This is a genomic window from Pseudotamlana agarivorans, assembly GCF_001642835.1.
GTDB classification, from domain to species: domain Bacteria; phylum Bacteroidota; class Bacteroidia; order Flavobacteriales; family Flavobacteriaceae; genus Pseudotamlana; species Pseudotamlana agarivorans.
Genome location: NZ_LXEI01000003.1, coordinates 77011 through 92083 on the forward strand (window position 1 = coordinate 77011; position 15073 = coordinate 92083).

Genomic DNA, 15073 nt, shown 5'->3' on the forward strand with positions numbered 1-15073 from the left:
CATAATAGTTTCTCCCCTTTGGGGAGATTAAGAGGGGCAGTATGAAAATAATAGTACCAATGGCGGGACGCGGATCTCGTTTAAGACCACACAGTTTAACCGTACCAAAACCATTAATTCCAGTTGCAGGACAACCTATTGTTCATCGGTTGGTAAAGGACATCGCTAAAGTTTTAAAACAACCCATAGATGAAATTGCCTTTGTTTTAGGTGATCCAGCTTGGTTTGGTGACGATGTGGTGTCTAGTTTAGAAGATTTAGCTAAAAGTCTAGGAGCTAAAGCATCCATTTATCGTCAGGACAAACCATTAGGAACAGGCCACGCTATTATGTGTGCTAAACCATCGCTTTCAGGGCCTGCCGTTATTGCTTATGCCGATACGTTGATTCGTGCACAATTTGATTTAGATCCTAGTGCTGATAGTGTGATTTGGACCAAGCAAGTGGATAATCCAGAAGCTTATGGTGTCGTGAAATTAAATGACAATCAGGAAATTGTTGAATTGGTTGAAAAACCAGAAACCTTTGTTAGCGATCAAGCGGTTATAGGAATTTATTATTTTAAGGATGTAGCTGTTTTAAAAGATAAATTACAAGAAATCCTAGATGAGAACGTTATGAACGGAGGCGAATACCAAATTAATGATGGTATTAAACGTATGATGGCCGATGGGAAAATATTTAAAACAGGAACCGTTGATGAGTGGATGGACTGCGGAAACAAAGCCATTACCGTTGAAACGAATCAGCGTATGTTAGGATTTTTAAAAGCTGATGGTGACGAACAGTTAGTAGCTACTTCAGCCAAATTAGAAAATGCTAATATTATTGAACCTTGTTTTATCGGTAATAATGTCGTTATCAAAGATGCTACTGTTGGTCCGTTTGTGTCTATTGGAAACGATAGTGTTATTGAAAACGCAACCATTAAAAACAGCTTAATACAAAGTCATACAAGTATTAAAAATGCGAATTTGGATAATGCTATGATTGGTAATCATGTAAAATATAACGGGGAATTTACTAGCATTAGTATTGGTGATTATTCTGTTTTAGAATAATAGATTCAGACCACTGCGTTAGGGATTGCAGCGGCATCCTTTTTGCCATTAAAGCAAAAAGATATAGCGGAAAGCCCGACCCTTGGGTAACGCCCAAATAAAATAGTATATTAAAAAATGAAAAATAAAATCTACATCCTTTGTTTGCTTTTCGGAATGCTATGGTTTCCGCAGGTAAACTATGCCCAAGTAGATTTTAATAAAAAACCAGATGACGATTTAGGTAATAGGGAAGATGAATTTCAAGAATTCTTTTTTGAAGGCCTAAAGCAAAAGGGCATAGAAAACTACGATAAAGCTGCTGAAGCCTTTGAAAAATGTATTAAAATTGATAAGTCGGTTCCTGTGATTTACTTTGAATTGGGTAAATGCTATAATCATCTTAAAAATTTTGGTGCTGCCGAAGATGCTTTAAAAAAGGCGGTAGATAAAGATCCTGATAATGAATGGTATTTAGATGAATTGTATGGCTATTATGCTGCCCAAAACGAACATGATAAAGCCATTAAAACCGTTAAACAGCTGGTTAAATACCATCCCGATTATAAGGAAGATTTAGCCGCCCTTTATGCGCGAACTGAAAAATATGATGATGCTTTAGAAATATTAGATGAATTGGATGCCGAATTTGGCATTTCGATGAGTCGGGATATCATGCGAAACCGTATTTATGAAGCTTCCGGCAGAAAAAAGGATCAGATAGAAAATTTAGAAGCCCGCGTTGAAAATAACCCTGAAAAAGAATCTAATTATTTGGCTTTAATTTTCCGATACAGTGAAAGTAACGAAAAAGAAAAGGCGTTTGAAACGGCTAAGGAATTGTTGAAAATAAATCCGAATTCGCAACTAGTGCATTTGGCTTTATATAAATTTTATCTGGATGATAATGACACAGATAAGGCGGTAGAGTCGATGAAAATTGTGGTTCAGAGCAATGAAATTAAGCCTGATGCCAAAATGAAGGTGCTTACCGATTTTATGGCCTTTGTGCAAAATAATCCGGAATATGAACCCGATTTAATTGAAGCAACTGCCCTGGTTAGCGATTCCAACAGTAGTAAAACGGTTATGGAATTGGGACAGTATTATTTGTCTAAAAATGAAAATGAAAAGGCCTTAACGTATTTTGAAACTGCACTGCGTTTAGAACCTAATAATTTCAATACCCTACGTCATGTGATGCTTTTATATATCGATTTAAAAAAGTATGATTTGGCTAAGGAAAAAAGTGAGGAGTCTTTACAAAAATACCCCGCACAACCCTTATTTTATTTGATAAATGGCGTGTCTTTAAATGCTTTAAATCAACCTAAAAAAGCCTTGTCTTCATTAGAAATGGGGCTGGATTTTATTATAGAAGATTCTCAAATGGAAATCGATTTTTATTCAGAAATGAGTAAAGCCTACACCATGTTAAACAATACAGCCAAAGCGAAAATATATAGTGATAAAGCCAAACAAATTCAATCCTCAAATTAATGCGTAAATCTGTATATATCAGTTTAAGTTTCATGCTTTTATTACTGTTTAATTGCAAGTCGGTAAAATCTATAAAACCGGGAGAAGAAAACTTAAAACTATCCACGAAGCAATTAATAAAAGTAAATAACGATCAGGAGGCTCAGTTTAAAACCTTGCAGTCCAAACTTCGAATTGGCTTTACCCAACAAGGAAAATCACAAACCTATACGGTGACATTACGCGCTAAAAAAGATGAAGTGATTTGGATAAATGCGCCTTTTTCGGTGATTAGAGCTATGATTACCCCCGACAGGCTCAGTTTTTACAATAAATTAGATAACACGTATTTTGATGGTGATTATCAATATATCAGTAAGTTGTTGGGTACTGACTTTGATTTCCAGAAGGTTCAAAACCTGTTGTTTGGAGAAACGATTTTTGATTTAACCTCGAATGATTATACGGCTTCGGTTGCCGATGGTGCTTACGTGGTTCAACCTAAACAGCAGCAAGCTTTGTTTGAGATTTTCTTTTTATTAAGTCCGAAAACCTTCAAAGTGACCTCACAACAAATTTCACAACCATCAGAATTTCGTCATTTGCAGGTCGATTACGAAGCCTATCAGTTGGTTGAAAATCAAAATTTTCCGCAGCGCATTAAAGTAATGGCTGTTGAGGCTAATGAAGAAACCATTATCGACTTAGAATTTAAAAATGTGACTTTAAATGAAGATTTTAGATTTCCGTTTAAAATACCTTCAGGATTTAAAAAAATTGAGCTATAAATGCTAAGATTACCTGCCACATATAAAACCCTTTTTCTAGGCTTTGTTTTGCTTTGCAATCTTGTTGGTTTTGCTCAAAATAATAAGCAAAAACAGTTGGAATCGCGTAGGCAAGAATTACGCCGAGAAATTCAGAAAATTAACGAATTGCGCATCGAGCATAAATCTAAGGAAAAATCGGAGCTATCGTTAATTGAAGATTTCAATTATAAAATCAATGTACTTTCTAACCTGATTAAAGTTACCAATCAGCAGGCTAATTTGTTGTCTAGGGAAATTAATAACAATCAGAAACACATTTCCGAATTACGAGACGAATTAAAGCAGCTTAAAGAAGACTACGCTGCTATGATAGTGAAATCCTATAAAAGTAAAAATCAGCAAAGCCGTATCATGTTTTTATTGTCTTCGGAAGACTTTAAACAGGCCTATAAGCGTATTCAATATATCAAGCAATACTCTAATTACCAGAAGAAGCAAGGCGAGTTGATAAAAGATAAGACAAACGAACTTCAAGAAACGAATATGAAGTTGTTAAAACAGCAAGAGGAGAAAAAGGCTTTAATTGCTGAAAATAGAATTACTCAAAAATCATTAGAAAAAGAGCGTAAAGATCATCAAGTTTTGATGCAGTCCATCAAGAAAAACTTGTCGTTATACGCTTCTCAAATTAAAGAAAAGCAGCGTGAAGCCGATAGAATTGACCGAGAAATAGACCGTTTAATTAAGGAAGCCATTGCAAAATCGAATGCGAAAGCGGGTAAAACCACGAGTTCAAAAAGTTTTGCTTTAACAGCCGAAGAAAAGGTATTAGCTTCTAATTTTATGGCTAACCGTGGGAAATTGCCTTGGCCTGTAGAACGTGGTGTGGTACGTTTGGGTTATGGTACACAGCGTCATCCCATCGATAATTCATTAACTATAAAAAGTAATGGTGTGCGTATTGAGACCTCTAAAGGCGCTAAAGTACGTGCTGTTTTTAATGGTGAAGTGAGTGAAATTTTAAGGATGAAACACGTAAACCCTATCGTGATGATTCGTCACGGTAATTACTTAACCATCTATAAAAACTTGTCGAAGGTTTATGTTAAAAAAGGCGATAAGGTCGTTACCAAGCAAGAAATAGGTGAGGTGGCAACCAACCCAAGCAATGGTGAAACCATTTTAAGTTTTATACTTTCCAAAGGTCGCGATACCGAAAATCCAGCGAGTTGGATTTATAAAATGTAAACACCATAATAAAATAATTTATGTTAGGATTAGTATTACTCTACTGGATAGGAAAATATTTTTATAAATTGGCCGAGACTCATAACAAAAGCCAATGGGGCTATGCTATTTTGGGCGTGATAACTTATTATGGTGGTATTATTGTATGCGGATTTATAATAGTGCTCCTTTTTGAATTAATGTCTCCAGGTGCTATTGATAGTGTGAATGATAGCTTATTAGGTATTTTGATGCTTCCTTTTGGGATATTAAGCTGCTATTTGCTTTATAAATATTTAGAAAAGAAATGGCAAAAGGAGTATTCAAACCCTGCTGAATTAATAGATGATATAGGAAAACCTGTAGATGACACTTTAAATACGAGTACTAAGTAAACTGTTTTTGGTTCTGACGTTTTTAAGGGTTAGAGCCGAATTTGAATTTAGGGTGAATTCACCAATTTTGCTTAAGCAACATATTTATGTAAGTACTATATAAATGACGTAATAAGGATTAATTTATTCACCTTCTTTTATGTATTTTTATAGTAAAGAATAATCTAAGCTCATGCCAAAATCCAGTACATCCATTAGAGAAATTACAAAATCGCCCCTTGATTTTGTGGAATTGAACCTTGATTCTAAACATTTAAAAGAGCTCAATCCTAAAATTAAAGCCTGCTTAAATTTAGAAATACTTTCGCTTCAAAATAATAAATTAACCGTTATTCCTGATTGGATCGGCGCATTATCTCATTTAAAAACATTACATGTAGGAGGCAATCAGTTAGAAAGTTTGCCAGAAGCATTGGGTACTTTAGTTCAACTAAAAACACTGAGTTTAGGTGGTAATCCTATTAAAAAACTGCCCGACGCTATTGGTAAGTTAAATCTTTTAGAACAGCTAAAAGTAGATGACGGTCACTTAACTAATCTTCCAGAAGGATTAGGTACCTTTTCGCATTTAAAGGAATTAGATTTATTTAGAAATCCTATTACGCATTTTTTAGAAGATGTTTCTGGCTTAACTAGTTTAACGTCCTTAAATGTCTCTCAAACACAATTGGGCACGTTTCCGGTAAATATCTGTTCATTAAAAACTTTAGAATATTTAGCTGTAAGTTCAGATGGCATAACATCCATTCCAGAGGAAATTAAAAATCTAAGTCAATTAAAACAACTTGTTTTGTCTGGATGTACTATTACAGCGTTTCCAGAAAGTTTGAGTAAGCTTAATAATCTTGAAGAGCTCAGTCTATACGACACAAAAATACCTGTAGAAACTGCTAAGCAGCTTTTTGAAAACATGCCAAACCTCGTTAGGCTAGAGCATCCAGATGCTTATCTTTCACGCTAAAATAGACTTTAGAAATCTTCTTGTTTTATTCAAACAAAGCTTTGAGCTCCGTAGCGTCTTGAGGCTTTATTTTTCCAGCAAGAAGTAAACTAAGTTGTTTTCGGCGTAAAGCCGCTGCAAAGCGTTCTTTTTCCAGATCGGTTTCTGGAGCGACTTCTGGTACAGCTACTGGTCTTCCGGTTTCGTCTACAGCTACAAAAGTATAAATGGCTTCATTGGCTTTTGTTCGTGCACCCGATTCGCGATCTTCAATCCATACATCAATAAAAACCTCCATAGACGTTCTAAAAGCTCTAGAAACTTTAGCTTCTACTGTTACTACACTACCTAAAGGGACAGCGCTATTAAAAGCGACATGGTTTACCGAAGCCGTTACTACAATTCTACGACTATGGCGTCTTGCCGAAATAGCAGCAGCACGATCCATTCTAGCCAATAACTCGCCTCCAAACAGGTTGTTTAAGGGGTTGGTTTCGCTTGGTAAAACCAAATCGGTCATTATCGTTCTGGATTCTTGAGGAGCTTTAGCTGTCATTATTTTTGAATTAAAGCTCAAAGGTACTGCGTTTTATGTGATTTTTGGAAGTTTTACTGTATTGAAGCCTCACTTTTAATAACATTTAATTGTTAGACCTAAATTGTTTAAATAATAGCCTGCTAGAAGTGTTAATTTTTTTGATATATAACAAAATATTGATTGATAACTTACATCTATTAAAAGGGGAGAGATAAAGTAGAAGTCTTCAATTGACTTTTTACGTAATAGGCAGTCCTTTTCCTTGCTTTTTCATAATGCCTAGTAGTGTTTTCGCATCAAGATCAATTTTTTGAACCATTTGATTGTTTACTACGACAACTTCTCCTTCTAAATGATTTGTTGTGCTGGGAAAGAATACCACAGAACTTGTTTCTTTTTCATCCACTAAAAGGCCTGGTTTATTGCCTAAAGTTGTATTTACTAATACGGGAATACGCGTATCTGGTTTCGGACTTATTTTATTCTCTAAATCTGATTTATACTTTGAATAGCCAGGTATAACGTCCAATAACATGGCTTCAAACCAATTGTAAAACTTCATAAATCTTGGTAAGGTTGCCAAGTAGCCAAAAATGTAAAAAATAAGTAGTATTAATAAACCTGTGGTTAAGGTTATGGAATATTTACCAAGGAAAGCATCTAAATGTAAATTGTGAGCGATGAATTTTCCAATGTGCTTTATTTTGTACCAAAATTTTTCAATAACTATAAATAAAACAAACAGGGGTAGTAAGTACATCATACCACTTACAATTTTATTGCGTGGTTTTTCTAAGCGTTTTTTATAATCTCTCATGATTTTAAGGTTGTTTATTGGTTTTTTAAATTCAAGTAAGACTTAGTAGGTGATAATTTATTTTAGGACTTTAGAAGTTTTCATTTAATCTTAAAAATAAGCCTTTGGTGCCATAGTTACCCCAACCATAATCAATTCCGATATTTGTTCTTGCTTTTTGACTAATATTAAAGCGAAGTCCTAATCCACCACCTGGTTCGATATATTCGAATAAATTAATGCCATTATTTTTGCCACTGGCGGTGGTGGCATTGGCATATAACACTAATCCTAAAAGTTTAGGGTTCTTTTTGGAAGCATATAAGTGCTTGCGGTACTCTATTCCAGTAAACATTAAGTTATTACCTCTAAAACGCCCTTGGGCATAAGGTTCTCCCGTTTTGGCGTATTGATCCCAACCAATCGCAGGCAGATTCATATAAGGCAAATCACCAGATACTGTAAAATTACCCACCATCCATAAGGCTAAAATATTATTGTTGTCTGGTGTAAAATTAAAGTAATCGCGGTATTCCATCCATAGTTGCGAAGATCTTTGGTCACTTCCTAAAAACTGCGGGTTTATTTTATATTGTACCATGGCATAGCGGCCTTGGTATGGATTGTTTATGTTATCTCTTGTGTCGTAAATACCGTTTAGCGATAGACCTACTAATGTACTTTCGTCTTGTTTAAATCCATAGTGTTCAGAATAAGCATAATAAGGCGTAATCACGGGGGTATCTGCTTCAAGATCCAATAATTGGTCTTTTATATTCCTGAAAAAATCTAAATGTAGACCAATACCTGCGTAAAATGGAGAATCGTTTATCTGTCGCAAATAAGTTTGGTAAAATCGGAAAAATGAGAATTCCATCATATCCGTTTCTGAGGTTCCTTCAATAGAACCATCGTCAAAACCAAAATTATTATCAGCCAATCTTGCCGATTGTGGTCCGGTACCCAAACCCCAAGTGGGCTGTGATGAGTCTAAATAGCGCCAATCTCCCAATAATATATACTTATTGTCTTCGCCATATATGGTAGATTTTAAAGTAATGATGGTTTGCTTTTTGGTAGTATGGGCTAGCCCAAGTAGGGCATTCGATATTTTAGTAGTTTCGGGTTCACCCAAAAAACCACTTACCGAAGCTCCCGCACCATAAATAAATCCAAAAGCCGGATTAGCACCAATAACAGGAACTGGTGAAAAATAAATGGTTCCTTTCGTTGGAGGCTCTTGTTTTTTTAATTTTTTCGCCTCTTTTTTTGCCTGTTTGCGTTCTTTTTTATCAGATTTAGTATCGTTCTGACCTATTGCAGAAAGAGATAAAAACAACAACAACAACCAAGTGAGACAGGTTTTTATAGAATGAGTCATTTGGTTCTTCAGTTATTGGATTAATTAAATATGACTTGTAACACTTAAGATTCTAGTAGTTAGTGTTCTATAAAATAATTAATTGTATAAGTTCTTAGAGTTATTGCGTAAATTTTTCAATTTAAAAGCGAAGTAAATACTAAAAACTCCTGCTGATATTAAGGCCAAGCCTGTAGTAACTACTATAGTCATACCCGCAAATAAGGGGTTCCATAAAAGTATAAACGAAAAGAATAATCCTAAAAAACTAATAACCAAAAGGTAACCCCAGCTTAGTACCTTATAGTTTTTTAATTCAATAGCAAAACTGATGCCCATAATAGATCGAAAGAGCAACACAAAGCCAACATAAAATGGTAATGTCGTTAGAGATATTTCTGGTTCGCTTAATAACAAAACACCAATTAAAAAAGTTAATATTCCAAAGGTTAAGTTCCAGCCCCAACTGTCTATTTCATGACGATTGGATATAGAGAAAATAATTTCGCCTATTCCTGAAATTAAAAAAGAAATACTAAAAAGAATAGATAGTGCTAAATAGGATTCTAGCGGTGAGGTAAATGTATATATGCCAACTATAATGAACAGCAAGCCGCTAATAAGATGCATGTACCAGTGTTTAATAGAATTTCTTACTGTTTTTAAAAATGAATTTTCCATGGTTCTAATCTTTAACTTCACCCTTCAAAAATTTCCGTGTTTCATACTTCTTTTTGTTAGGCAAATGTCTGTACAAATTGATTTTATTACTTTGTATTTACTTGTTTTTAATAATTTTATTAGTAAAAAAAAGAGGCTATTTAAAAAAAACGGCCCCTTCATATTAATTCTAAATTATTGTCTTGGTGTAAAACTTCCAGGTTCTTGACGTACAGGGTAATCTTTAAATGATCCCATAAATTTAGCTACCAGTTTTTGAAGTGGCACAAAGGCGTACATGTGTCGTACCAACCAATCGTCATAATAAGATGATGATTCTGGAGCTTGCTCAAAAGGATCTGCTCTAAGGTCAATTAAAAGCGGCGCTTTTCTAGGGGTTTGGGCTTGCAACCAAGCATCTAAACCTTCATGTTCTTGTGTAGAGAAGTGGAATTTCCAACGACCATAACGCACAGCACCTAGGGTACCATCGTCTACAAAAGCAAAAAACTCTTCACGAGGACCTTTTTCTACTTTGCCAGTTAAATATGGTAAAAAGTTATACCCATCTAAATGTACTTTAAATCCACGGTAGCCGCTTAATAATCTATTTTTAACATCACTTTCACCAGCAGCGGCAACTAACGTAGGGAAGCAATCTTCTAAAGAAATGATTTCATTAGATACTTTACCAGCTTCAATTTTCCCTGGCCATTTAACCATGAAAGGGACGCGTAGACCACCTTCCCAAGTCGTGGCTTTTTCTCCTTTAAATGGGTTCGTACCACCATCAGGCCATGAAAACTTTTCAGCACCGTTATCAGTTGTGTAAATGACAATGGTGTTATCTTCAATACCTAATTCTTTTAGTAAATCTAATAATTCCCCTACTTGTAAATCATGTTGGGTCATACCATCAGCCACAATACCTAAACCTGTTTTTCCTTCGTACTCTGGGCTTAAATGGGTGAAAATGTGCATTCTTGTTGAATTAAACCAAGTAAAAAATGGTTTTCCTGCTTTGGCTTGCTTCGTAATAAAATTTTTGGTAGCCTCAAGAAACTCATGGTCTATCGTTTCCATTCTTTTTTTAGTAAGGGGTCCTGTATCTTCTACTTTTCCGTCTGCGGTAGATTTAATAACACCTCTAGGCCCAAATTCTTTTCTAAATTTTGGATCCTTTGGATAGTCTGAATTTTCTGGTTCTTCCTCAGCATTTAAATGGTATAAGTTTCCGAAGAACTCATCAAATCCATGATTAGTAGGTAAAAATTCATCTAAATCACCTAAATGATTTTTTCCAAATTGTCCTGTAGCATAACCTAGTGGTTTTAGCATTTCGGCAATAGTAGGATCTTCTTTTTGTAAACCGATAGGATCGCCTGGCATTCCAATTTTTAATAAACCAGTACGTTTAGGAGACTGACCTGTTATAAATGCAGATCGACCTGCGGTACAGCTTTGTTGGGCATAGGCATCTGTAAAACGCATACCATCTTTGGCTATACGATCAATATTTGGTGTGGTATATCCCATCATCCCGCTATTGTAGGCACTGGTATTAAACCATCCTATATCGTCACCCATAATTATTAAAATGTTAGGCTTTTTCTGAGCATGCACCAGTGGTATGGAAAACATACAAGCCAGTAGAAATGAAAAAAGTGTTTTTTTTGTTTTCATAAAGGATTTATTTAGAATTAATAATTAAAGTTTGTTTGTTGTCAATTGGAACAACTAAGGTTGTAATTTTTTAATTTATATAATGTGTTCATAAAACACTAATTTACAATACTTATTGGAGTATTTGAAGTAATTGATAAAAAAGTTGATGATGATTTTTGTTCTTGGGACTATAAAACAGCTTGGGTAGTAAACACACTTTTGCTATAATGTATTTATTCATGAGCGCCATTCATCCTTATACTGTCATTTTAAACATCTAAATAATTATTTATAGTATTTTAGTTTTCAATACGGAATAAAAAAGCTGATTTTGAAAGATCAAAATCAGCTTTTAAGGATATTAGTACTTTAATATGTATTTAAATTATTGCACCATCATTGCACGTCGTGCTTCAGCTTCTAAGTTAACGTAAGGTTCGCCTTCAACAGTCACACCAACGCCTTGAATCTTTCCTCCTTTAAACGTGCCAGGAGCTTTATAAAGATTACTTACGTTATCACCACTATCGTAACCTATACATAAACCATCACCAGATAAGGTGAATTTAGCTGGTTGCGTACGCATTGGGCCTTCGGCAACAACGTCTTCGTTAATGTAGAGTTTCATGTTTCCTATAGATTCACCATATTCTCCAGCTTTTTCTCTATTAAATTCCATACCAAGTGTATATGTTCCTGGCTTTAAGGTTTTGTTAGAAACAAAAACTTGCTCTGGCTTAATGCCTAAGAAGTTATAGACGTAGTATAGCTTTTTGTCTTTAATGAACAAAGAGTGACCGCCAAATCGCGAACCGTGAGCAAAAAGTACACCACTCGCTTTAGGATTGGTAATCTCTACATTGGCTAGGATTTTATAATCACGTCCTCTAACATTTACAGCAACACCCTCTGGTACTGGTGCAGTATTAGGATAGTATACGTAACGGTCTTTTGGTTTTTCTTGTGTTGGTCGCTCTATGGTTAATAATTCTGCTGGACCTCTATCATCTAAAGGTAATACCTTGTTAATTTTGGCTTGATTAAACCACTCATCTATAAGTTCTTGTAATTTTTCTGGGTGTTTTTCAGCAAGATTATAAGTTTCAGAACGATCTTCGGCAACGTTATAAAGTTCCCAAACATCTTTGTCAAAATGACCTTTACCACTAATAGGAGCGTGTACCGCAGCGGCTTTCCAACCGTCTTTCCAAATACCTCTAGTTCCTAACATCGCGTAATATTGTACTTCTTTTTGAGTTTTAGCGTCTGGTGCGGCATCAAATGTGTAAGCCATAGATACACCCGATAATGGTGTTTGTTTAACGCCATTGTAAACCTCAGGAAATGTAATGCCACATACTTCTAATAAAGTTGGTACAATATCTACGGAGTGATGATATTGATGTCTAATTTCTCCTTTAGCTTTAATACCTTTTGGCCAATGAATAACTAGCGGATCGTTGGTTCCTCCAGCATATTGCGAGTAACGCTTAAACATTTTAAATGGTGCTGAGAACGCAGCAGCCCATCCGGTAGGGAAATGGTTATAGGTATCTGGACCTCCTAAAACATCTATGTATTTCATGTTTTCAGCAAGCTCATCTGGATAGCCATTAAAGAATTTGTTTTCGTTTACAGAACCATTAGGACTTCCTTCTCCTGAAGCACCGTTATCGGCAGCATAAAGGACTATGGTATTGTCTAATTGACCTGTTTCTTCTAAATAATCAATGATGCGTCCCACTTGAGCATCGGTATACTCAGAGAATCCAGCATATACTTCTGCCATTCTTGAAAACAGTTTCTTTTCGTTGGCGTTTAGTTTGTCCCATGGGCGTACAAAATCTCCTGGGTTAGCCATTTCTTCAGGCATTGGGTTAAAGTCTGCCATGCCTGTATTTTCAGGTAAGATGCCTTTTTCTTTCATACGACCAACAACCCATGTACGATATGCTTCGTAACCATCGTCAAATTTACCTTTGTATTTAGCGGTATATTCGGCAGGTGAATGGTGTGGTGCGTGATTGGCTCCAGGGTTAAACCACATATAAAATGGTTTTGATGGGTTGGTTGCATTTTTATCACGTAACATGGTAATAGCTTGATTGGCTAAATCTTTAGATAAATGATAGCCTTCTTCCGGCGTTTCAGGGGCTTCAATAAAATGGTTGTCCATCACTAAGTCTGGATACCAGTTATTAGTTTCACCTCCTAAGAATCCGTAAAAACGGTCAAAGCCCATTTGAGTAGGCCATTCGCCACGGCTTGCTCCAGGAGCGATATCCTGTTCAGGGACATTATGGTTTTTACCAATCCAAAAGGTGCTATACCCATTATCGCGCATAATTTGTGCAAAAGGTGCACAATCGTCAGGTATATGACCGTTTGATCCTGGGTAACCATCGGCAGTTTCAGTAATGGAAGCCATTCCGTTTAGGTGATGGTTTCTTCCTGTAAGAATGGTAGAACGCGTTGGTGAACACAAAGCTGTAGTATGCCATTGCGTATAGGTTAAACCATTGGCAGCGAGGCGGTCCATAGTTGGCATATTAATGCGTCCACCATATGGAGACCAAGCTCCTAGGCCTGTGTCGTCATATAAAATAAATAAGATGTTAGGTGCGCCTTCTGGTGCCGATTTTGGTGTGTAAGCCGACCAGTCGGCCTTTGAATCACGAACATCTAAGGCGATCTTGCCTTTAAAATCGTTGTCTGATGCGGTGGTTTGCTCAGTCTTCCCAGCATCATGATTGGCATCCTTACATCCAACTAAAAGGAGGGCTGCAGTTGCTAATGTAATTGTAATTTTTTTCATAAAAAATTGGGTTAAGTTAGCTATAACTAACAAGGGATTAATAACTAAATCTCCATAAAGATAAAGTTTTTTATACAATGATTACAAATTTTTAAAATAATGTTAAAATTTGAATTTATGCTTTTAACCTTTGTATATCAGATGTTTGTGAATATTTTTGGATAGAGTGCTATTAAAATATGGTGCAATGAAACCATTAGAATATTAGAAGTTTAACTTCTAATATTCCAAGCCGATCCAAAAACAATATACCAGCCAAAATCATGATTTGACCAAGCAAGGTCCACCCCCGTTCTAAGTTTAAATTTTCTGGCGATTAAATATCTAAATCCTGTGCCATAGTTGTAAATGGTTTCAGCATTTTTGAAGGATATTTGTTCCGAAGGTGCCTTTGATGCGCCAACAAATCCTATGGCACTCCACCTAGGTGTGATGTCGTAACGTTGTTCGGTTTCTAGCATGTAGGTTTCATCACCTTGATATCTGGCCATGGGAACCCCACGGGCTTGAATAGAAGGTTTACTATAAAAAGGCGCATCCCCAAATTGAAAGGTACTTTGATATCTGAAACCACTTACCCATTTAGGGGTGAACTGAAAATATTTTGTTAAAAAGATATTTAAATTTTGAAACTCATAATCGCTTCCTGTCCAAGACGAATTTACCAAATACTCAATATTGGCAAGCCACCCGGTGTCTGGAGTGAAAATGGAATTACGTTTGTCAAATTCGGCCTGTAAGCCTAAACTGCCTAGCTGACTTTTTAAATCTTTTTCTAAAATATCATCTGGTCGGTTTTCAAAATTGAAATTAGGATCTATGTTATTGTTAAGATACATGTATTCTAAACCCATATACAGTTCGGTTTTCCCTATTTGGCGCAGTATAGAACCGTACAATACGGTCGATTTAAAATTAAAGCTGAAGGCTTCTTCCCCAACTTGCGGAAGGGTCCTATAAAAATCTAAGTTGGCATTGCCGTAGGCTGCAGCCACACGGTATTTTAAATGTAGTTTGGGTAAAGATGCGATACGCATACCGCCAATGCCCCAACTTTTATTCGCAGTATACCCTATAAAGCCTGCGGTAATATCGGGTGGAATGTTTTCGCCTTCTGTTTTATATTTATTAGGTTTGATGAAAACAGGCGTGAGCAATAGACCAATATTACCTAAAGCTGGTTCTGTAATAATTTGTGGTACGGGAATAAAGCCGTTGTAGTCAATCAATAAACTACTAACATCTAATTTGCCATCAATAGAATCTTTTAAAACTTTGAAAGACATTTTTGGTTTGTCCTGAGCAAAGGATAAAAACGTGAAGAGAAAGAAAAAAAGGATAAAAAACTTCGTTTTCATTGTGTTGAGGGATTTAAAGTAGTTAAGTTC

13 protein-coding genes are annotated in these 15073 nt (G+C 35.8%); 6 read left to right on the forward strand and 7 right to left on the reverse strand.

Annotated elements, in window-relative coordinates; translation table 11 throughout:
• Positions 1-41 precede the first annotated feature (41 nt).
• The 6 genes from A6I66_RS06155 (at position 42) to A6I66_RS06180 (ending at position 5872) form a co-directional block, all read left to right on the forward strand.
• Entirely contained in the window at positions 42-1061 is a 1020-nt protein-coding gene (locus tag A6I66_RS06155; protein ID WP_067146716.1) for a sugar phosphate nucleotidyltransferase, read from the forward strand.
• A gap of 117 nt (positions 1062-1178) precedes the next feature.
• Entirely contained in the window at positions 1179-2540 is a 1362-nt protein-coding gene (locus A6I66_RS06160) for a tetratricopeptide repeat protein (protein WP_067146719.1), read from the forward strand.
• Entirely contained in the window at positions 2540-3307 is a 768-nt protein-coding gene (locus A6I66_RS06165; RefSeq protein ID WP_067146721.1) for a DUF4292 domain-containing protein, read from the forward strand. The genes A6I66_RS06160 and A6I66_RS06165 overlap by 1 nt, the downstream gene beginning before the upstream one ends.
• Positions 3308-4537, forward strand: a complete 1230-nt coding sequence (locus A6I66_RS06170; protein ID WP_067146723.1) for a murein hydrolase activator EnvC family protein — start codon at positions 3308-3310, stop codon at positions 4535-4537.
• A gap of 20 nt (positions 4538-4557) precedes the next feature.
• The gene (locus A6I66_RS06175) at positions 4558-4911 is read left to right on the forward strand and encodes a hypothetical protein (protein ID WP_067146725.1); all 354 of its coding nucleotides are present in this window, start codon (positions 4558-4560) and stop codon (positions 4909-4911) included.
• Positions 4912-5083: 172 nt separating this feature from the next.
• Positions 5084-5872: a leucine-rich repeat domain-containing protein gene (locus tag A6I66_RS06180; protein ID WP_067146727.1), complete on the forward strand. Its 789-nt coding sequence runs from the start codon at positions 5084-5086 to the stop codon at positions 5870-5872.
• 25 nt (positions 5873-5897) lie between these two features.
• On the opposite strand, the gene A6I66_RS06185 is transcribed toward A6I66_RS06180, so the two are convergent.
• The 7 genes from A6I66_RS06185 to A6I66_RS06220 form a co-directional block, all read right to left on the reverse strand.
• On the reverse strand, positions 5898-6407 hold the full coding sequence (locus A6I66_RS06185) for an acyl-CoA thioesterase (protein ID WP_067146729.1): 510 nt from the start codon (positions 6405-6407) through the stop codon (positions 5898-5900).
• A gap of 220 nt (positions 6408-6627) precedes the next feature.
• Positions 6628-7206, reverse strand: coding sequence for a hypothetical protein (locus A6I66_RS06190; RefSeq protein ID WP_067146731.1), 579 nt, complete (start codon positions 7204-7206; stop codon positions 6628-6630).
• A 70-nt stretch (positions 7207-7276) separates the two neighbouring features.
• On the reverse strand, positions 7277-8566 hold the full coding sequence (locus A6I66_RS06195; protein ID WP_084399528.1) for a BamA/TamA family outer membrane protein: 1290 nt from the start codon (positions 8564-8566) through the stop codon (positions 7277-7279).
• Between the two features lie 78 nt (positions 8567-8644).
• Entirely contained in the window at positions 8645-9226 is a 582-nt protein-coding gene (locus A6I66_RS06200; protein WP_067146733.1) for an HdeD family acid-resistance protein, read from the reverse strand.
• 174 nt (positions 9227-9400) lie between these two features.
• Positions 9401-10888 (reverse strand): arylsulfatase, encoded by a 1488-nt coding sequence (locus A6I66_RS06210; RefSeq protein ID WP_067146737.1) that lies wholly within the window; start codon positions 10886-10888, stop codon positions 9401-9403.
• Between the two features lie 367 nt (positions 10889-11255).
• A complete protein-coding gene (locus tag A6I66_RS06215; RefSeq protein ID WP_084399544.1) occupies positions 11256-13685 on the reverse strand; it encodes an arylsulfatase in 2430 nt (809 codons plus the stop codon).
• A gap of 212 nt (positions 13686-13897) precedes the next feature.
• Positions 13898-14971: a BamA/TamA family outer membrane protein gene (locus A6I66_RS06220; protein ID WP_245683436.1), complete on the reverse strand. Its 1074-nt coding sequence runs from the start codon at positions 14969-14971 to the stop codon at positions 13898-13900.
• Positions 14972-15073 lie beyond the last annotated feature (102 nt).